Raw genomic sequence first — 17705 nt, 5'->3', positions numbered from 1 at the left:
CACGACAGGGAGCGGAAATCGACAACCCGTCATTTGCTCAGCTCCCCCAGGAGCATCGCCAAGCCTCGACATGCGGCCAGGTTGCCGTAGCGCAGCCTACCAACGGCCTTGATCGCGTCGGCCATCTCGTGAAGCAGTAGCTCACGGGATGAGATCAAGGGAGGGAGTGCAGCAGTTCGCACGGCGAAATCCTGTTCCTGGGCGAGGCACCAGCGAGCTGTTGGGCAGACGTGCGTACTAATCGCGCCTGAAACGCCGAGATCCCGATCCGACGGTGACCGTCCGACCGGGATCTCGTGATCAGTTCGCGGGTGAACCCGAGAACGGCGCGTTGTGTTGTGAGCCTGAGGGGATTTGAACCCCTGACCCCTCGATGCGAACCATGGGCGCGACGGTCGCTGAGGTCTGCTGGGCAGACGGCTCGGCTTCCCAGGTGCATTGAGGATCGGCTGCGGTCGCCGTGGTTGCTGTACTTAGCTGCTGTACCGCACGAGCAGCATGACCACCGCCACAGAGGTTCGATCGCCCAGTGATTCATCGCTTACGTCGAGATGGCGCCCTGCGAGAGGCCGGCTGTGGGCGGCAAGGCGCGGATCACTTATCCGTGCTCACGCCCCGGCAACCGGGCTCCCTGCAGGAATGCCTCATATGCGTCGCGGGCGTCTTCGTCCACTTCTGGCAGGGCCCGACTGTACCGACCGTCGGACTGGTCCCGTTTTGGACCAGAGATCCAGAATTGCTCTTCCGTTTCTACGTCGGAGAAGTTGGCGTCGAACATTCCCGGCCAACGGCGCAGTGTACGACCGTGGAAGTAAGCCGTCTTCCAGGTCTTGGAGAATCGAACCCGGGCGATCCACGACGGGCCGCGGTCGGTGTCATATCCCGTTTTTAGCTGCACGTACATGATTCGCTGGGGCATGGGCCGAGACTAACTATGCGTCGGCCCTGCGGTGAAGCCCTAGTTCGGAAGGCCTCGTATGCGGGTGCTTGCTGAGCTGAGAACCCGCTGACCTGCGTGGGAGCGTCGATGTCTCTGCTCTTCCCCGTGGTTCCTCGCTCGGCCCCGCTTGATGGGGCACGCGCCGGGCACGCCTCTGCGATCGGCGTCAGGTCAAGGTGAATACGGCTTGGCCCATCAAGTGCGGCCCCGAGCACGGCACAGGTAAACCATACCGACCCGGCCACGCACATCGGTCCTCAGAGGACTATGGCTCCCTGGACCTGAGGAACTCGCGCGCCGCGCCGGCGAGGGCGAGACAGACGCCCGCGACCGTCAGCGTGATGCTCAGGGCTCCATGGGTGTAAGGCAGGGACGCCGCCATGACCACCCCGGCCACCCCCAGGAGTACCGCACCTGCGATTCTTCGTTCGCGTGTCACTTGGTTCATCCCTGACTTCAACTCGAGTACTGGCCGGGATCAGACCGGGTGACCCGATCGGCCACTTGACGTGACGCAACAAAGATAGTTGTACGCCTGATCGCCATGCCAGGCGATCAGCGGGACCCCTTGAGCGATCTCGAAAACCGTCGTGGCAGCGATGTCACCGGGGCCTCGATTCCACACCCACCGCAGGTTAACGACCCCTGTCCAGGTGAATCGATCAGGGGTCGTTGTGCTGTGCGGTGTCCGCTCGCCTCCGTGGTTCAGCGTGGTCTCCCGCTTGATCGGCCACGGAGGGGGCACGGCTGCCGAACGGCCGTTGGTGGCCGACCCAGGCCCTGGCTACCGTTCCTGTGACTTGAACCAGCGGGCAGCAGCAATGGCGAGCCCGAGAACTGCGGTGATCGTGACCAGTACGGCGAGCTTCGCACCCAAGTCCATTGCGCCGGGCTCGGCGTGAGGGTTGCTGGAGTGCTCGCGCTGGTGCCGCAGCAGTGGACGGCTCCTGTGGTGCCGGATCCCGCCGATGTGGCGCCTGTTCCTGCCGGTCCGCCTGAGGTGGTCCCGGCCGCGGTGCCCTCTGGTGTGGTGCCCGTGGGGCAGCGCGGGCGGCCGGTGGAGTTCGAGGGGGTGGTGCCTGCGTGACGGCGTTGCAGCTTCGGCAGAAGGCTCAAGCCATCGCCAAGGCAGCGGCCGGCACCGCGTGGACTGCGTCAGACGTCGTCTTCACCACGCGATACGGCAGCCCGATTGAGCCGCGTGACTTCAACCGCGCATTCGCGGCCCGGTCGGCCAAGGCAGGTGTCCGCACAATCCGTCTGCACGACACCCACCACACCTGCGGGTCACTGCTCGCCGCCCTCGACGTGCACCCGCGCATCGCGACGCAGATCCTTCGTCACAGCAAGATCGCGGTCACGATGGAGGTCTACACGCACACCCCGTCCGAGGCGACACGCAAGGCGCTGCGGAAGCTCGGCAAGCACCTGGACGGGCCGGAACGGAAGTAGTTGCTGTACTTCGCTGCCGTACAGCACGACAGAGCCCCTGCCGAATCTCTCCGGCAGGGGCTCTGACCCGTTGTGTTGTGGACCTGAGGGGATTTGAACCCCTGACCCCCTCGATGCGAACGAGGTGCGCTACCAGTCTGCGCCACAGGCCCTTGCAACGAGTGAAACCTTAGCATCCCGATCGGGGTGCTTGGAAATCCGTTCCTCGCTGGTCAGAGGAAGCAGGGTTTCCCAGGTCTCACTCGTTGGCCGCGCGCGGGCGGTCCTCGTCGGCGTACTGGTCGAAGAGGGGGGTGCGACCGTGGTCGCGGGTGCGGCGGGGCGGGGTGGTGCGCTGGCGCGGGGGGGCCGGTGCGGAGGGTTCGGCCGGGGAGGAGCGGGCCGAGCTCCAGGTTTCCGGGTCCGTGACATCGATGCCGCTGGTGGCGCGCGGGGCCACCGGGGCCGTGACGTACGTCGGGAGGGGAACCGGGACCGGGTCCCAGCTGTCGCCGCGGGCCGGCGGGCCCGGGTCGCGCTGCTGGTCGACCCACTCCGCATGGTCGGTCTGCTCGACCAGGGCGCGGCGGCCCGCCTCCTGCGGTGAGACCGCGGGCGGGGGTCCCCCCGCACGAAGCCTGGGGGAGGATTCGGGTTCCGGGCAGGACTCGGGCTCCTCGTCCGGCTCCGCGGCCGCGGGTGCAGGTGCGGGTGCGGCAGGCCGGCGGCGCTCGCGGAGGCGCTTCGCCGCGGCCTCCGCGCGGCGCCGGTCCATGACGTACACGAAGCGGCGGCGCTCCTGCGCGCGTAGATGCGCGATGTACGCGGTGAGGAGGACGGCCGGAGCCGCGGGTGCCCAGAGGAAGCCGAGGCCGCCGACCGCGGCGACGATCGCGCCGAGCGTGAAGGCGAGGAAGAGGACCACTGTGGTGCGCCGTCGGCGCGCGAGGACCTTCGAGCGCCGGGCACGCGCGGCGGCCGCACCGGCGGCCGCGGGCCCGTTCCCGCGCGGGGCACGCGCCGGAGGTCGGATGCGGGCCTCCGTACGGGCCGGAGGCGCGGCGAAGGCCCGGACGTCGACGGAACTCAATCGGTCCGTCTCGGCATCCGGGTCGGCGTCGGCGGGCGTCTCCTCCTCGGCGATGCGCTCACGCAGCTCCTTGGCGTACCGGCGCTCCATTCCCGCCCGTCCGGACAGCAGCCGGATGGCGGTGCTGAAGCGTTCCGTCGGACGGGCTTCGTTGAGCTCGTCCTGCCTGCGGAGCCACATCGGCACCAAGTAGGCGGCCCAGGCCCCGACGATGACTGCATAGATGAGGCCGCTGCTGCTCACGCATCACACCGTAGAGGGGTTCGCACGAGGGCATCGGCCAATTGGCCCGGTGTGTCGCACGATCTGGCTGATATCACTGACTTTTTTTGTGATTCTTCAGATCGACCGGCGATCACGATGCGGCCGGATGACGATCAAATTCGAACAATTATTTTATTTGTCGTGACGCGCGGGTCGTGCCTGGTGCCAGCGGCGCAACAGCCCCTCCGGCACCTCCTCGGCTGTCAGTGCGAAGACCAGATGGTCCCGCCACGCACCGTCGATGTGCAGATAGCGGGGCCGGAGTCCCTCTTCGCGGAATCCGAGTTTCTCGACGACCCTGCGGCTCGGCCCGTTCTCGGGGCGAATACAGACTTCGATGCGGTGCAGTCCGACCGTGCGGAAGCAGTGGTCGACGGCGAGCGCGACGGCGGTCGGCATCACCCCGCGGCCCGCGACGTCGCGGTCGACCCAGTAGCCGACATGGCCCGAGCACATCGAGCCCCAGGTGATCCCCGCGACGGTGAGCTGGCCGACGAGCTCGCCCCTGTACTCGACCACGAACGGGAGCATCCGGCCCGCGTTGGCCTCGGCACGCAGATGGCGGACCATCTGGCGGTAGGTGGGGCGCTGAGCCATCGGGCCGCCGGGGGCGGGCGGCGGGACGGTCGCCTCCCAGGGGCGCAGCCAGTCGCGGTTCCGCCGGTTCACCTCGCGCCATGCGCGCTGGTCGCGCAGCTTTATGGGGCGGAGGGTGACATCACCGTCCGTCAGGACCACGGGCCAGGACGGGGCGTTCAGCTTGGACTCCCGGTGGGTCCGGAGGGGTCGGCGGGTCCGGGATGGTCACCGCCACGGATCTGGTCGACGGCGTGCGGCAGGATCCGGCCGAGGACGGCGAGCCCGTCCCGTACCCCACCCGTCGAACCCGGCAGATTGACGATCAGGGTGCGGCCGCCCGCGACACCGGCCAGGCCACGGGACAGCGCGGCCGTGGGGACCTTCGCCAGGCCGTACGCCCGGATCGCCTCGGGGATGCCGGGAACCTCGTAGTCGATGACCCGGCGGGTGGCGTCGGGGGTGCGGTCGGTGGGCGAGATGCCGGTGCCGCCGGTGGTGAGGATGACGTCGTACGCCGCGGCGACGCCCTCGCGCAGGGCCGCCTCGACCGGGTCGCCGTCGGGGACGACCCGGGGGCCTTCGACCTCGAAGCCCATGTCCGCGAGCCCTTCGGCGAGGATCGGGCCGCCCTTGTCCTCGTAGACGCCGGCCGAGGCACGGTTGGAGGCGGTCACGACCAGGGCGCGGCGCGGCGTGCGGCCGGCCTCGTCGTGCCGGGGCGCGGTCCCGTGCGCGTGGCTGTGGACCTCGCCGGCGCGCGGGGTCACCGTGTCACTCCTTCGCGCGACCAGTCGCCCGACTTGCCGCCCGTCTTCTCCTCCACCCGGATGTCGGAGATGACGGCCGCCTTGTCGACCGCCTTGATCATGTCGACGACGGTCAGCGCGGCCACGGACACCGCCGTCAGGGCCTCCATCTCGACGCCGGTGCGGTCCGTCGTCTTCACCGTCGCAAGGATCTCGACGGCGTCATCGGCCACGGTCAGGTCCAGCTTCACGCCCGAGACCGCCAGCGGGTGGCACAGCGGGATCAGGTCGGGCGTGCGCTTGGCGCCCATGATGCCCGCGATCCGCGCGGTGGCGAGGGCGTCGCCCTTGGGGACTCCGTCGCCGCGCAGGAGCTCGACGACTCGCGGCGAGACGAGGACCCGGCCGCTGGCGCGGGCGGTGCGCGCGGTGACGCTCTTCTCGGAGACGTCGACCATGCGGGCCGCGCCCGCCTCGTCGATGTGTGTGAGTCCTTGCTGCGCGCTCATTGCTGTGGCTCCTGGTCACTGTGTGGTCAGACACCGTACCGCCACGGCGGAGCGCTCAGCCGAGCAGGACCACCTCCCGTCAGCGGAGCAGGACCACCTCCGTCTCGGTGCCCGGCTCGAGGGACGTGACGTCTTCGAGGACCACGATGAGCGCGTCGGCCTGGGCGAGCGCCGCGATCAGGTGGGACCCGCTGCCACCGACCGGGGTGACGGTGCCCTTCTCCGCATCGTAGGCACCGCGCAGGAACTGACGCTTCCCGGCCGGCGACGGCAGCGCCTTGTCGGCCTGGACCTCGGCGTGCACGCGCGGGCGGTGGACGTCCTTCAGACCCATCAGTGCGCGGATGGCCGGGCGGACGAACAGCTCGAACGACACGTACGACGAGACGGGGTTGCCCGGGAGGGCGAGCAGCGGGGTGTGGTCGGGGCCGATCGAGCCGAAGCCCTGCGGCTTGCCCGGCTGCATGGCGAGCTTGCGGAAGTCGATCCCGCTGCCCGGCTCGTCCTCGTCGGCGACCGAGGAGAGCGCCTCCTTGACGACGTCGTAGGCGCCGACGCTGACACCGCCCGTGGTGACCAGCAGATCGGCGCGGATGAGCTGGTCCTCGATGGTGGCGCGCAGCTCGTCGGCGTCGTCGGTCACCGCCCCGACGCGGTAGGCGATGGCACCGGCGTCGCGGGCCGCTGCGGTGAGCGCGTAGCTGTTCGAGTCGTAGATCTTGCCCTCGGGCAGCTCCTCGCCGGGCTGGACCAGTTCGCTGCCGGTCGAGAGCACGACGACGCGCGGACGGGGCCGCACCCGCACGGTGGCGCGGCCGATGGCGGCGAGCAGACCGATCTGCGGCGGGCCGAGGACCGTGCCCTCGGTCAGGGCGAGATCGCCCGCCTGGACGTCGCTGCCGCGCGCACGGACGTGCGCGCGGGCCTCCGCGGGCCGGTGGACCCTGACCTCGCCGCTCGCGCCCTCGGGCGCGGCGCCGGCCGGGCGCATGGTCGTCGCCGCCCCGGAGCCCGCGCCGCCGTCGGTCCACTCGACGGGGACGACCGACTCGGCGCCGGGCGGCAGGGGCGCTCCGGTCATGATGCGGGCAGCCTGGCCGGGGCCGACGGTGGGCGGCTCTCCGCTGCCGGCTGCCACATCGCCGATGACCGTGAGGACCGCAGGGAACTCCTCGCTCGCGCCCGCGATGTCGGCGACTCGGACCGCGTACCCGTCCATCGAGCTGTTGTCGAAGGGCGGCAGGGCTACCGGGACGGTCACGTCCTCAACCAGGACACAGCCCTGGGCGTCGGCCAGCGGCAGCTCGATGGGGTCGAGCGGGCGGATCGCGCCGAGGATGTCCTCCAGGTGCTCGTCCACGGACCACAGCGCCGCGGCACTCCCGGCAGTGCCCGCGGCGGCACCCCCGGCGGTGCCCGCGCCCGGGCCGGTGGACGGTGTTGCCGTACTGCTCAAAGTGCTACATCTCCTCGGTGACGTAACGGCGAAGCCAGGTCCGGAAATCCGGGCCCAGGTCTTCACGTTCGCACGCGAGTCTGACAATGGCACGGAGGTAGTCGCCTCGATCGCCGGTGTCATAGCGGCGGCCCTTGAAGATGACGCCGTGGAGCGGGCCGCCGATCTTCTCGTCGGCGGCGAGTTTGTGCAGGGCGTCGGTGATCTGGATCTCGCCGCCGCGGCCCGGCTCGGTCTTGCGCAGTATCTCGAAGACGGCGGGGTCGAGGACGTAACGGCCGATGATCGCGTAGTTGCTCGGCGCGTCGGCCGGCTCGGGCTTCTCGACCAGGGCCGTCACCCTGACGACGTCGTCGTCACCGGTGGGCTCGACGGCGGCGCAGCCGTACATGTGGATCTGGGCCGGATCCACCTCCATCAGGGCGATGACGCTGCCGCCCTCGCGCTCCTGTATGTCGACCATCCGGGACAGCAGCGGGTCGCGCGGGTCGATCAGGTCGTCGCCGAGGAGGACCGCGAAGGGCTGGTCGCCCACGTGCGGGGCGGCACACAGGACGGCGTGGCCGAGGCCCTTGGGGTCACCCTGGCGCACATAGTGCATAGTGGCGAGGTCGCTGGACTCCTGGACCTTGGCGAGACGGTCGCCGTCGCCCTTGCGCCTCAGCGCCTCCTCCAGCTCGTAGTTGCGGTCGAAGTGGTCCTCGAGGGGGCGCTTGTTGCGGCCTGTGACCATGAGGACGTCCGTGAGACCAGCGCCCACCGCTTCTTCGACGACGTACTGGATGGCCGGCTTGTCGACGACAGGCAGCATCTCTTTGGGAGTGGCCTTCGTAGCGGGCAGGAACCGGGTTCCGAGGCCCGCGGCCGGGATGACAGCCTTGCTGATCCTGGTGTGGGACTGAGTCATGCGCAGCACCATATCTGCTGCGTATGGGCGGAAGATTAGCCTCCGGTTAACTTTCTCCTCATACAGACATATTGGCCGTGGTTTGTGAGGTTTTCGTGGATGCGGACATGTCCGGAAAGAGCGCAGTACGGCGTGAACTGCTCGACGCACGACGCCTGCTGTCCCCTGAAGACGTCCGCGAGGCTTCCCTGGTTCTCGCTCGGCACGCGCTCGAGCTCCCCGAACTTGCCGCCGTACGCACCGTGGCCGCCTATGTGTCGGTGGGGCGCGAACCGGGCACGCGTGCGCTGATCGACGCGCTGCGCACGCGGGGCGTGCGCGTGCTTCTCCCGGTGCTCCTCGACGACAACGATCTCGACTGGGCGGAGTACGAGGGCCCGGACCATCTCGTGCCCGCCCGGCGCGGACTGATGGAGCCGGACGGGCCGCGGTTCGGCCACAACGCCGTACTGGACGCGGAGACCGTGCTGCTGCCCGGGCTCGCGGTGGACGAGCGCGGGATGCGGCTCGGCCGCGGCGGCGGCTCGTACGACCGCGTGCTCGCCCGGCTCTCCCGGGCGGGTGCCCAGCCGCGGCTCGTGGTGCTCCTGTACGCGAACGAGGTGGTCGCGCTGGTCCCGGAGGAACCGCACGACCACCCCGTGCACGCGGTGGTGACGCCCGAAGGCGTCCGCCGTTTCACGGCCTGAGCGGCCCGAACGACCTGAAGCCCGCGCCCCGGGACCGAGGCCCCCGGCCCCGGTCCCGGTCCCGGGGATCACGCCCTGAGCGGCCCGAGGATCACGGCCTGAGCACCAGCGTGTCCTGCGTCGCCGCCTCGACCGCCTCGTCCCCGTACGCCCAGTCCAGCAGCTCACCCTTGGCCCACTTGTCGGTCTGGTCGGTGTAGTGCGCGTTGTAGGCGTGCCCGGAGGCGCCGGTCAGATTGATCCAGCGGGACTTGTCCCAGTCCCCCACGTTGACGACCATCCGCATCGACGGCACCCAGATCACCTCGTAGCCACCCGCCGCGTTCCAGCCGGTCGCGTTCACGGTGGCCTCGCCGCCGCCCAGGTTCCACGGGCCGCGGTTGAGCACCCACTGCAGGGCGCCGGGGCCCTCGGTGCCGAGCGTCTGGTTCTTCAGCGTCAGCTGGTGCAGCCGCCCCCAGCTCCAGGTGGAGGCGTCCTTGCCGAGCTTGGCGGTGAGCTCCCAGCGGGCGTCGTCCATGGCCCGCTTGAGCAGGTCGTCACGGGTCGCGGTGCCGATCTCGTTGCGGTTCGGCGGGGTCTGCCACCACTCACTGGTCTCGTTCTTCAGCAGCCCGCGCACCACCTCGTACCAGCGGTCGCCGCCGTCCGGCTGGGCCGACTCGGCGTCGCGCTGGCCGCACTCGCGCACGAGCCGGTGCAGGTCGTCGACCGGTCCCGCGTTGTCCACGGGAGACACGTTGAGGCACTCGCCCTCGACGCGCAGCTCCTTGGGCAGCTTGTTGCCGAAGGCGAGCTTGAGGACGTTTCGCCACACGGCGTTGAAGTAGGCCGCGGCCCCGGAGTCCGGCTCCTGGGTGTAGTCCCAGCCCTCCAGCAGCTTCTGCGCCTCCCGCACGTACGGGTCGGAGATGTCGATCTTCAGCAGATACGGCGTCAGGTCCTTGGCGATCTCGCTGCTGTTGTCCATCTGCATGGTGCGCATGTCGTCCGTGGAGATCTTCCCGCCGTCCTTGGTCTTCGCCTCGATGAGGTCGTTGATCCGCTGGCTGCGGGAGCCGTAGCCGTAGTCCGTGGTGATCTGGTACGGGTACTTCTTCGCGTCCACGACGGCCTGGTTGGCCGTCACGATGTACCCGCGCTTCGGGTTGTACTCGTACGGCAGTTCGTCGAAGGGGATGTACTTCTTCCAGCCGGAGTCCCGGTCCCAGCCCGGCGCCGGCATGGAACCGTCCAGGCCTTCGGCGCGGATCGGGATCCTGCCGGGCGCCTGGTAGCCGATGTTGCCCTTGGTGTCGGCGTAGATCAGGTTCTGGGACGGGACCTCGAAGTCCTCGGCGGCGGCGCGGAAGCTGTCCCAGTCCTTGGCGCGGTTGAGCTTGAAGACCGCGTCCATGGACTTGCCCGGGTCCAGCGCGGTCCAGCGCAGCGCCACGCCGTAGCCCGCGGCCCGGTCCGGGGCGGAGGTGACCGGTGCGCGCTTGCCGACGCCCTCCAGCTCGTCGCTGCGGTCGGAGACCAGCGGGCCGTGCTCGGTCTCGCGGACCAGGATGGTGTGGCTCTCGCCGCCGGCGACCTTGATGATCTCCTCGCGGGTCGTGAACGGCTTGATCGTCTTGCCGGACAGGTAGCCGGTCTCGGAGATCTTCTCCAGGTAGAGGTCCGTGACGTCGGCACCGAGGTTGGTAAAGCCCCAGGCGATGTCCTGGTTGTGACCGATGATCACACCCGGCATGCCGGAGAAGGTGTATCCGGCGACGTCGAACGTGCACTTGTCGGAGACCGCGCGGCAGTGCAGGCCCATCTGCGACCAGAGGGAGGGCAGCTGCGGCGCGAGGTGCGGGTCGTTGGCCAGCAGCGGCTTGCCGGTGGTCGTGTACTCACCCGAGACGACCCAGGAGTTGGAGCCGATGCCGTTGCCGTTCGGGCCGAGCAGGGCCGGGATGCCGTCGAGGGAGTCGGAGAGCGCGGACAGCTGGGACTGCATGCCCTGCGCGTCCTGGTCGGACTGGGTCCCCTGAGCGCCCTGGGTGCCCTGCACGGACGCGTTCGATCCGCTGTCCGCCGAGCCCGTCGAGCCGGAGTCGGAGTCCGAGTCCGAGTCCGAGGACGGCTCGGCCTCCGGGTCCCACTTCTCGGTGTCGGGGTCGACGGCGCCGCGCTGGACGACCGGCTGGTTCGACTCGTACGGATAGGCCGGGTACAGCTCCTTGATCTGCTGCGCGCTCAGCCTGCTGTTCATCAGCGAACGGTCGATCTCGTCCTGCATGTTGCCGCGCAGATCCCAGGCCATGGCCTTGAGCCAGGCCACCGAGTCGACCGGCGTCCACTTCTCGGGCTTGTAGTCGTTGGTGAAGCCGAGAGCGGCGTACTCGACGGAGATGTCCTTGTTGTTCCGCCCCTCCAGGTAGGCGTTCACGCCGTCCGCGTAGGCCTGGAGGTGCTTCTTGGTATCGGGCGACAGCTCGGATTCGTACTCCCGCTCGGCCACCTTGCGCCAGCCGAGCGTGCGCAGGAAGGCGTCCGTCTCGACCGACCCGGAGCCGAACATCTCGGAGAGCCGGCCGGCGGTCACATGGCGCCGTACGTCCATCTCCCAGAAGCGGTCCTGGGCGTGGACGTAGCCCTGGGCCTTGAACAGATCCTCGTCGCTGCTCGCGTAGATCTGCGGAATGCCGTTGGCGTCGCGCTTGACGTCGACGGGGCCCGACAGGCCCTTGAGCTTGATCGTGCCGGTGGTCTGCGGGAAGGAGGCACGTACGGCGCTCACGCCCCAGTACGAGCCGTAGCCGACGCCCCCGACCAGCGACAACACCAGGAGGATCACGATCAGACGGGCGCGTCGCCCCTTCCTCTTGGCGGGCTTGTCGGCCGCAGGGGCGGTGGTGTTGGCGGGCATCGCTGTCCTTCGAGGGGCAGGGTGGACCAGGGAGTGCTGGAGCAACCATAGGCGCAGCGCGAATCTTGCCCGGACGCGGTATCAGTAACGCCATACGAACAACGCCATTGGCCAGAATTCATCGAACTTGTGATCGAGCGGCGAGCGACCAAATGATCATCGGCATCAAGGAAACGTTAAAGATTAGGTAAGGTAACGAAGTGTCGCCTCCGGATTGTGTGCCGGAGGAACGATTCGGCAATCCGGGCGCAAGGGGAAGGATCGGCCACTGTCTGTCCACGACCTCAACGAGCTCCTGCTCATCTGCTCGCTCGTCCTGCTCATCGCTGTCGCGGCCGTGCGCATCTCCTCCCGAAGCGGGCTCCCCAGCCTGCTGCTCTACATGGGCATCGGGATCGCCATCGGGCAGGACGGCATTTTCAACATCGCGTTCGACAACGCCGAACTGACACAGGTGATCGGCTACGCCGCACTCGTGGTGATCCTGGCCGAGGGTGGCCTGGGCACCAAGTGGAGGGAGATCAAGCCGGCGCTGCCCGCGGCGGCGTCCCTCTCGCTCGTCGGCATCGCGGTGAGCGTGGGGGTCACGGCTGCCGGTGCGCACTACCTGGTCGGACTGGACTGGCGCCAGGCGCTCATCATCGGCGCGGTGGTCTCCTCGACGGACGCCGCCGCGGTCTTCTCCGTACTGCGGAGGGTGCCGCTGCCGTCGCGCATCACCGGCGTACTGGAAGCGGAGTCGGGCTTCAACGACGCCCCCGTGGTCATCCTGGTCGTGGCCTTTTCGACGACCTGGCCGACGGACAACTGGTACGCCCTCATCGGGAAGATCGTCCTGGAGCTGGCGATCGGCGCGGCGATCGGTCTCGCGGTGGGCTTCGCCGGCGCGTTCGGCCTGCGCCATGTGGCGCTGCCCGCGTCGGGCCTGTACCCGATCGCCGTCATGGCGATCGCCGTGACGGCGTACGCGGCCGGAGCCATCGCCCATGGCAGCGGCTTCATCGCCGTCTATCTCGCGGCCATGGTGCTCGGAAACTCCCGGCTGCCGCACTGGCCGGCCACCCGGGGCTTCGCGGACGGGCTCGGCTGGATCGCCCAGATCGGCATGTTCGTCCTGCTCGGCCTGCTGGTGACCCCGCACGAGCTGGTGCACGACTTCTGGAAGGCCGTCGTCATCGGACTCGTGCTGACCATGGTCGCGCGGCCCTTGTCGGTCGTTCTCAGTCTGCTGCCGTTCGGGATGCCCTGGCAGGAGAAGGCGCTGATGTCCTGGGCGGGCCTGCGCGGCGCCGTCCCCATCATCCTGGCGACGATTCCGATGGTGTACGAGGTCGAGGGCAGCAGACGGATCTTCAACATCGTCTTCGTGCTGGTGGTCGTCTACACGCTCGTACAGGGGCCGACGCTGCCCTGGCTGGCGAGGGCGCTACGGCTCGGCAACGGGGGCGAGGCCGCTGCCGACCTGGGCATCGAGTCGGCGCCGCTCGAGCGGCTGCGCGGGCATCTGCTGTCCGTGGCGATCCCGCAGAAGTCCCGGATGCACGGCGTCGAGGTCTCGGAGCTGCGGCTGCCGAGGGGGGCCGCGGTCACCCTCGTCGTGCGGGAGGGCAAGAGCTTCGTACCGCTCCCTTCGACCGTGCTGCGGCGCGGGGACGAACTGCTGGTGGTGGCGACGGATCCGGTGCGGGACGCGGCGGAGGCACGGCTGCGGGCGGTCGGGCGGGGCGGAAAGCTTGCCGGCTGGCTGGGGACCGGCGGGGGCTGAGGCGGACGGCCGAAGGCCGCGCGCGGAGAACGCGGACCGCGCGGACCGCGCGGACCCTGCGGACCGTGCGGGGGGCGCCGGAGGGCCGCGGAGCTACGGGACCACCGGTGCCACCGCCAGAAGGGCGCGCGGACCGCTCGGACGGTTGCCGGAGGGCCGCCGACTCGAGTGGAGCCAAGGCCTCCATTTGAACGGTCGGTTAATCCCAGGTGCGGATCGGTACGGGTCGGCAATTTCACAGGCCTGAAGACTGTTGGCCCCTGTAGCATGAAGGCACACTGATCGACCAACTCTGCCTGACGCAGAGCTGGCGCGACCGTATGGCGGCCGAGTCTCCCCGCAGTGGGCACCGGTATCTACCGCAGTTCCGCGCAAGAGGACAGCTCTCGGCTGCTCCCGGCACCCCGGAGAGCGCTACCAGGCGGCAGAAAGGCAAGGACCGTGGCGTCCACGGTCGCTTCTGGCAAGCGCCCCGGCTACGGACAGCTGCTCCGTACCCCTGGGGCCTGGACCTTCCTCCTCCCCGGCTTCGCTGCCCGGCAGCCCTTCGCGATGCTCACCATCGGCATCGTCCTGCTGGTCCAGCACACCACCGACTCGTACGGCAGCGCCGGCGCCGTCGCCGCAGTCACCGGTGTCTCCATGGCGCTCTTCGCGCCGCAGAGCGGCAAGCTCGCCGACCGCTTCGGCCAGCGCGCCGTGCTCGTGCCCGGCGTCCTCGTACACACCGCGTCCGTCGTCGCGCTCACCGCACTGGCGCTCGCGAATGCGCCCCTGTGGGCACTGTTCGCGGCGGCCGTGCCGACCGGTGCGTCCGTGCCGCAGGTCGGCCCCATGGTGCGGGCCCGCTGGGCGGCGAAGGTCGGAGGCTCCCCGCTGATGCCGACGGCCGCCGCATTCGAGTCCGTCACGGACGAGTTCACCTTCGTGGTCGGACCGGTCCTGGCCACCGCGCTGGGCACCGGGATCCACCCGGCCGCCGGTCTGGTCGCCGAGGCCGCGCTGACGCTGGCCGGCGGCCTGCTGTTCGCCGCTCAGAGCCGCACGCAGCCCGCCTTCGGCCGTCGCGACGGCGAGGACGCCCAAGCCCGGCACACATCGGCGCTGTCCGTCCCGGGCGTGCGGGTCCTGGCCGTGGCCTTCCTCGGCATCGGCTCGGTCTTCGGCGGTATGCAGGTCTCGCTGACCGCGTTCACCGAGGAGATCGGCCGGCCCGGAGCGAACGGTCTGCTCTACGGGCTCTTCGCGGCCGGCAACATGCTGGCGGGCATCGCCGTCGGCGCCATCGCCTGGAAGTCCGGGCCGCGGCGCCGCCTGGTGCTCGGCTACGCGGGCCTGACGGCCGCGGCGTCACTGCTGTGGGCCGCCGACTCCGTGGTACTGCTCGGCGCACTGGGCCTGGTCGTCGGCATGTTCATCGCGCCCGCGCTGATCAGCGGATTCACGCTGGTCGAGACGCTGGTGCCGGCATCGGCCCGGACCGAGGCGTTCACCTGGCTGACGGGTGCCGTGGCGCTGGGCCAGGCGGCCGCGGTGACGGTCGCCGGACAGCTGGCCGACGCCCACGGCTCGAGCGCCGGATTCGTGGTCCCGCTGGTGGGCACCGCGCTCGCTCTCGCCACTCTGGCGGCGCTGCGCTCCCGCCTCGCACCGAGGGGGCACAGCCGTACCGTCGCACGTGGGATCGGTCACCGAGTGCCGGTGACGGTGGACTGATCCCGCGGAATACGTCACTATGGACCGTCGTTAGCACTCATCGAGTGAGAGTGCCAGGAGGAAGACAAGTGCCGACCTACCAGTACCAGTGCACCAAGTGCGGCGAGGGCCTCGAGGCGGTCCAGAAGTTCACCGACGACGCCCTGACCGAGTGCCCGAGCTGCCAGGGACGCCTCAAGAAGGTGTTCTCGGCCGTCGGCATTGTCTTCAAGGGCTCCGGCTTCTACAGGAACGACAGCCGTGGTGCGTCGTCGAGTAGCTCGCCCGCGTCCTCGTCCTCCTCGTCCCCCTCGTCGACTTCGACCGCCACGTCCTCGTCGGACGCGAAGCCGGCGGCGTCGAGCTCGTCGTCCAGCGGCTCCGGCACGTCCTCCAGCAGCGGATCCACGGCCGCCTGAGTCTTGGCGAGGGGCGACAGCCTCCCGCAAGCCGTTCGTAGGGCACTTGTAGCCTCTGGGGCCTCACCGTTATCGAATGTTCTCGAACGGTGGGCCCCTTGGCGCATTCGGGCGCGGCTACTGTGATCGCCATGGCGAACGCAGAGAGTGCAGCGAGTGCACAGAGCGCGGAGAGTTCGGACCGCACGGGGAGTGCGGGGAACGCGGGGAACGCGCAGCGAGGGACCGCCCAACGCGCCGAGATCGGCGTGATCGGCGGCTCGGGTTTCTACTCCTTCCTGGAGAACGTGACCGAGGTCGAGGTCCCGACCCCGTACGGCAGCCCCAGCGACTCCCTCTTCTTCGGCGAGATCGCCGGCCGCCGGGTCGCCTTCCTCCCGCGGCACGGCCGCGGCCACAACCTCCCGCCGCACCGCATCAACTACCGCGCCAATCTGTGGGCCCTGCGCTCCGTGGGCGTACGCCAGGTGCTGGCGCCGTGCGCGGTCGGCGGACTGCGACCGGAGTACGGGCCGGGGACACTGCTCGTCCCGGACCAGCTGGTGGACCGTACGAAGTCGCGCACGGACACGTACTTCGACGGTGAGCCGCTGCCGGAGGGCTCGGTGCCGAAGGTGGTCCATGTGTCGCTGGCCGACCCGTACTGCCCGGCGGGGCGCTCCGTGGCCCTGGCCGCCGCACGCGGACGGGACTGGGCGCCGGTCGACGGCGGGACGCTGGTGGTCGTCGAGGGGCCGCGCTTCGGGACGCGCGCAGAGTCGCGCTGGCATGCGGCGATGGGTTGGTCCGTCGTCGGCATGACCGGGCACCCCGAGGCGGCGCTCGCTCGCGAGCTGGAGCTCTGCTACACGTCGATGGCGCTCGTCACGGACCTCGACGCGGGGGCGGAGGCCGGCGAAGGCGTCTCCCACGAGGAGGTGCTGAAGGTCTTCGCCGCGAACGTGGACCGGCTGCGGGGGGTCCTCTTCGACGCGGTGGCCGGGCTGCAGGCGACGGAGGACCGCAACTGCCTGTGCACGACGGCGCTGAACGGGCTGGAGACGGGGATTGAGCTGCCGTAGTCACGTGCCCCATCACCTGCCGTAATCACCCTGTGGGGTGAGCGAGTTGTCCACAGTCGGGACTTGATCCACAGGGACGGGCGGGGCGACGGGAAGGCGAGGATCGTGAGGTGCGTTCGGCACAGCACCTCACGACTCTCACGAACGGTGGTCACGACGATGTCGCTGCTTCCCTCGCTTCATTCGCTTGCTCCGCTTACTCCTCTTTCTCCGTCTCCCGTGTCTCCCGCACTTCCCGTGCTTCCCGCACTTCCCGTGCCTTCTGCGTCATCTCCCCGGGGGCAGGGGACCGCGGGCGCGTCGTCCGCGCACGGCGGGCCGCCGGGCGGGCGAGGCGGGCCGGGCGAAGGCTCCCGTCGGCGCGGGCCGCAGGTTCCTGGGGCGCACGAGCCACACCGGACCTGGGCGGCGAGACTGCAGGGGCCGGACGGGCTGCCCGGTACCGGGCCGCACCAGCCGCGCGGGCACTCCCTGGCGCCCGGGCAGCCGACGGGCTTGCCGCCCGCTGCCGCGCCGGAGCCGTGCGGGGTGCCGGTGTTCGCGCCGCTGCATGTGCGGTCCGGGTGGCAGCGGTTGCGGCTGCGGCGGGCCCTGCGACGGAGGAGGCGTGCGTTGGTGGCCGGGTTGGCGGTGACAGCAGCCGCTCTGGCTGCATGGGGGCCGCGCGCACCGGTCGGTGCGGAGTCCGCGGAGCCGCACGGCGACCCTGTCGCGCTGCGGCAGCACCGGCCGCCGCCGGTGGAGCTCGTCTCCGCACCGGTACGCATCGCGGACGCCGAGACGGTGCGGCTGCTGGAGCCGGGCGACCGGGTCGACGTCATCGCGGCTGCCGAGTCACGGGCGGGCGGGGCGTCCGAGGCCCGTGTCGTCGCGACCGGCGCCCGGGTGGCCGAGGTTCCGCGGGCGCAGGAGACCTTCCCGGAAGGGGGAGCGCTGATCGTCCTGTCCGTCCCGCGTCCTGTCGCTGCAGCGCTCGCCGGCGCGGGCACGGGGGCACGGCTGGCGGTGACGCTGTGCTGACACGGCACCCGAGCGGGGATCAGATGTGGTGCGGGGGCTTCTCGTCGAGGAAGCGGGCAAGGTCCGAGACGCTGTCGCCGCTCGTCGGAGGCCGCTCGCCCCACCCGCGGTCCGTATCGTCCGAGGACTGCTGGTCCAGCGGATCTTCGAAGATCAGCGCCGGCGTCGGAAGGGGCTGTGGCCGGGCTTCCTCCGCATCGCGCGGTCCGGGGGCGGGGGCGGTGCTCATACGGCA

General features: G+C 70.0%; 18 protein-coding genes, 1 tRNA gene and 1 pseudogene. 8 read left to right on the top strand and 12 right to left on the bottom strand.

The features are described from left to right. Positions 1–29: 29 nt before the first annotated feature. The 3 genes from ABT078_RS31320 to ABT078_RS31310 all read right to left on the bottom strand — a co-directional run bounded on the left by ABT078_RS31320 (position 30) and on the right by ABT078_RS31310 (position 1379). Entirely contained in the window at positions 30–158 is a 129-nt protein-coding gene (locus ABT078_RS31320; protein WP_351233668.1) for a hypothetical protein, read from the bottom strand. A 440-nt stretch (positions 159–598) separates the two neighbouring features. Beyond that, positions 599–919: a hypothetical protein gene (locus ABT078_RS31315; RefSeq protein ID WP_351233666.1), complete on the bottom strand. Its 321-nt coding sequence runs from the start codon at positions 917–919 to the stop codon at positions 599–601. A 286-nt stretch (positions 920–1205) separates the two neighbouring features. Further along, on the bottom strand, positions 1206–1379 hold the full coding sequence (locus tag ABT078_RS31310) for a hypothetical protein (RefSeq protein ID WP_351233664.1): 174 nt from the start codon (positions 1377–1379) through the stop codon (positions 1206–1208). A 453-nt stretch (positions 1380–1832) separates the two neighbouring features. Here ABT078_RS31310 and ABT078_RS42905 point away from each other — a divergent pair. After that, positions 1833–2024: pseudogene (locus ABT078_RS42905) on the top strand (hypothetical protein); the annotation flags it as partial. Beyond that, a complete protein-coding gene (locus tag ABT078_RS31305; RefSeq protein WP_351233662.1) occupies positions 2024–2392 on the top strand; it encodes a tyrosine-type recombinase/integrase in 369 nt (122 codons plus the stop codon). The pseudogene ABT078_RS42905 and the gene ABT078_RS31305, both read left to right, overlap by 1 nt. 78 nt (positions 2393–2470) lie before the next feature. Here ABT078_RS31305 and ABT078_RS31300 read toward each other — a convergent pair. From ABT078_RS31300 to galU, 7 genes are all read right to left on the bottom strand, one after another. Further along, positions 2471–2544: transfer RNA gene (locus tag ABT078_RS31300), tRNA-Ala, on the bottom strand. A gap of 86 nt (positions 2545–2630) precedes the next feature. Beyond that, on the bottom strand, positions 2631–3704 hold the full coding sequence (gene sepX / locus ABT078_RS31295; RefSeq protein WP_351233660.1) for a divisome protein SepX/GlpR: 1074 nt from the start codon (positions 3702–3704) through the stop codon (positions 2631–2633). A gap of 153 nt (positions 3705–3857) precedes the next feature. Then, positions 3858–4463, bottom strand: a complete 606-nt coding sequence (locus tag ABT078_RS31290; protein WP_351233658.1) for a GNAT family N-acetyltransferase — start codon at positions 4461–4463, stop codon at positions 3858–3860. A gap of 17 nt (positions 4464–4480) precedes the next feature. Continuing rightward, entirely contained in the window at positions 4481–5071 is a 591-nt protein-coding gene (locus ABT078_RS31285) for a MogA/MoaB family molybdenum cofactor biosynthesis protein (RefSeq protein WP_351233656.1), read from the bottom strand. Continuing rightward, positions 5068–5559 (bottom strand): cyclic pyranopterin monophosphate synthase MoaC, encoded by a 492-nt coding sequence (gene moaC / locus ABT078_RS31280; RefSeq protein WP_351233654.1) that lies wholly within the window; start codon positions 5557–5559, stop codon positions 5068–5070. The genes ABT078_RS31285 and moaC overlap by 4 nt, the downstream gene beginning before the upstream one ends. A gap of 79 nt (positions 5560–5638) precedes the next feature. Further along, positions 5639–7015: a molybdotransferase-like divisome protein Glp gene (gene glp, locus ABT078_RS31275; RefSeq protein WP_502981402.1), complete on the bottom strand. Its 1377-nt coding sequence runs from the start codon at positions 7013–7015 to the stop codon at positions 5639–5641. Between the two features lie 4 nt (positions 7016–7019). Beyond that, the gene (galU, locus tag ABT078_RS31270; protein ID WP_351233652.1) at positions 7020–7922 is read right to left on the bottom strand and encodes a UTP--glucose-1-phosphate uridylyltransferase GalU; all 903 of its coding nucleotides are present in this window, start codon (positions 7920–7922) and stop codon (positions 7020–7022) included. Between the two features lie 107 nt (positions 7923–8029). Between galU and ABT078_RS31265 the strand changes: the two genes are divergently transcribed. Further along, positions 8030–8611, top strand: coding sequence for a 5-formyltetrahydrofolate cyclo-ligase (locus tag ABT078_RS31265; protein ID WP_351233650.1), 582 nt, complete (start codon positions 8030–8032; stop codon positions 8609–8611). A 91-nt stretch (positions 8612–8702) separates the two neighbouring features. Here ABT078_RS31265 and ABT078_RS31260 read toward each other — a convergent pair whose 3' ends face one another. Further along, positions 8703–11510 (bottom strand): penicillin acylase family protein, encoded by a 2808-nt coding sequence (locus ABT078_RS31260; protein ID WP_351233648.1) that lies wholly within the window; start codon positions 11508–11510, stop codon positions 8703–8705. 214 nt (positions 11511–11724) lie between these two features. Here ABT078_RS31260 and ABT078_RS31255 point away from each other — a divergent pair, with 214 nt between their 5' ends. The 5 genes from ABT078_RS31255 to ABT078_RS31235 all read left to right on the top strand — a co-directional run bounded on the left by ABT078_RS31255 (position 11725) and on the right by ABT078_RS31235 (position 17470). Further along, positions 11725–13275, top strand: a complete 1551-nt coding sequence (locus ABT078_RS31255; protein ID WP_502981400.1) for a potassium/proton antiporter — start codon at positions 11725–11727, stop codon at positions 13273–13275. A gap of 441 nt (positions 13276–13716) precedes the next feature. After that, positions 13717–14991: an MFS transporter gene (locus ABT078_RS31250; RefSeq protein ID WP_351233646.1), complete on the top strand. Its 1275-nt coding sequence runs from the start codon at positions 13717–13719 to the stop codon at positions 14989–14991. A 68-nt stretch (positions 14992–15059) separates the two neighbouring features. Then, on the top strand, positions 15060–15389 hold the full coding sequence (locus ABT078_RS31245) for an FmdB family zinc ribbon protein (protein ID WP_351233644.1): 330 nt from the start codon (positions 15060–15062) through the stop codon (positions 15387–15389). Between the two features lie 131 nt (positions 15390–15520). Continuing rightward, on the top strand, positions 15521–16450 hold the full coding sequence (locus ABT078_RS31240) for an S-methyl-5'-thioadenosine phosphorylase (RefSeq protein ID WP_351233642.1): 930 nt from the start codon (positions 15521–15523) through the stop codon (positions 16448–16450). Between the two features lie 612 nt (positions 16451–17062). Next, positions 17063–17470 (top strand): hypothetical protein, encoded by a 408-nt coding sequence (locus tag ABT078_RS31235; RefSeq protein ID WP_351233640.1) that lies wholly within the window; start codon positions 17063–17065, stop codon positions 17468–17470. Between the two features lie 19 nt (positions 17471–17489). Here the strand turns inward: ABT078_RS31235 and ABT078_RS31230 are convergent, their stop codons facing one another. Next, positions 17490–17699 carry a hypothetical protein gene (locus ABT078_RS31230; protein ID WP_351233638.1) on the bottom strand — a complete coding sequence of 70 codons (210 nt, stop codon included), beginning with the start codon at positions 17697–17699 and terminating at the stop codon, positions 17490–17492. Between the last annotated feature and the right edge of the window lie 6 nt (positions 17700–17705).

Source organism: Streptomyces sp. NPDC002133, from assembly GCF_040296405.1.
In the GTDB taxonomy this organism is placed as follows: domain Bacteria; phylum Actinomycetota; class Actinomycetes; order Streptomycetales; family Streptomycetaceae; genus Streptomyces.
The sequence above is the reverse complement of the archived record's forward strand: the minus strand, read 5'-3'. Positions and strand labels throughout refer to the sequence as shown.

Coding starts and splice junctions, on each gene's coding strand:
- ABT078_RS31265 (WP_351233650.1), top strand. CDS start 8,030: ATGTCCGGAAAGAGCGCAGTACGGCGTGAACTGCTCGACGCACGACGC.
- moaC (WP_351233654.1), bottom strand. CDS start 5,559: ATGAGCGCGCAGCAAGGACTCACACACATCGACGAGGCGGGCGCGGCC.
- ABT078_RS31315 (WP_351233666.1), bottom strand. CDS start 919: ATGCCCCAGCGAATCATGTACGTGCAGCTAAAAACGGGATATGACACC.
- ABT078_RS31260 (WP_351233648.1), bottom strand. CDS start 11,510: ATGCCCGCCAACACCACCGCCCCTGCGGCCGACAAGCCCGCCAAGAGG.
- ABT078_RS31240 (WP_351233642.1), top strand. CDS start 15,521: ATGGCGAACGCAGAGAGTGCAGCGAGTGCACAGAGCGCGGAGAGTTCG.
- ABT078_RS31230 (WP_351233638.1), bottom strand. CDS start 17,699: ATGAGCACCGCCCCCGCCCCCGGACCGCGCGATGCGGAGGAAGCCCGG.
- galU (WP_351233652.1), bottom strand. CDS start 7,922: ATGACTCAGTCCCACACCAGGATCAGCAAGGCTGTCATCCCGGCCGCG.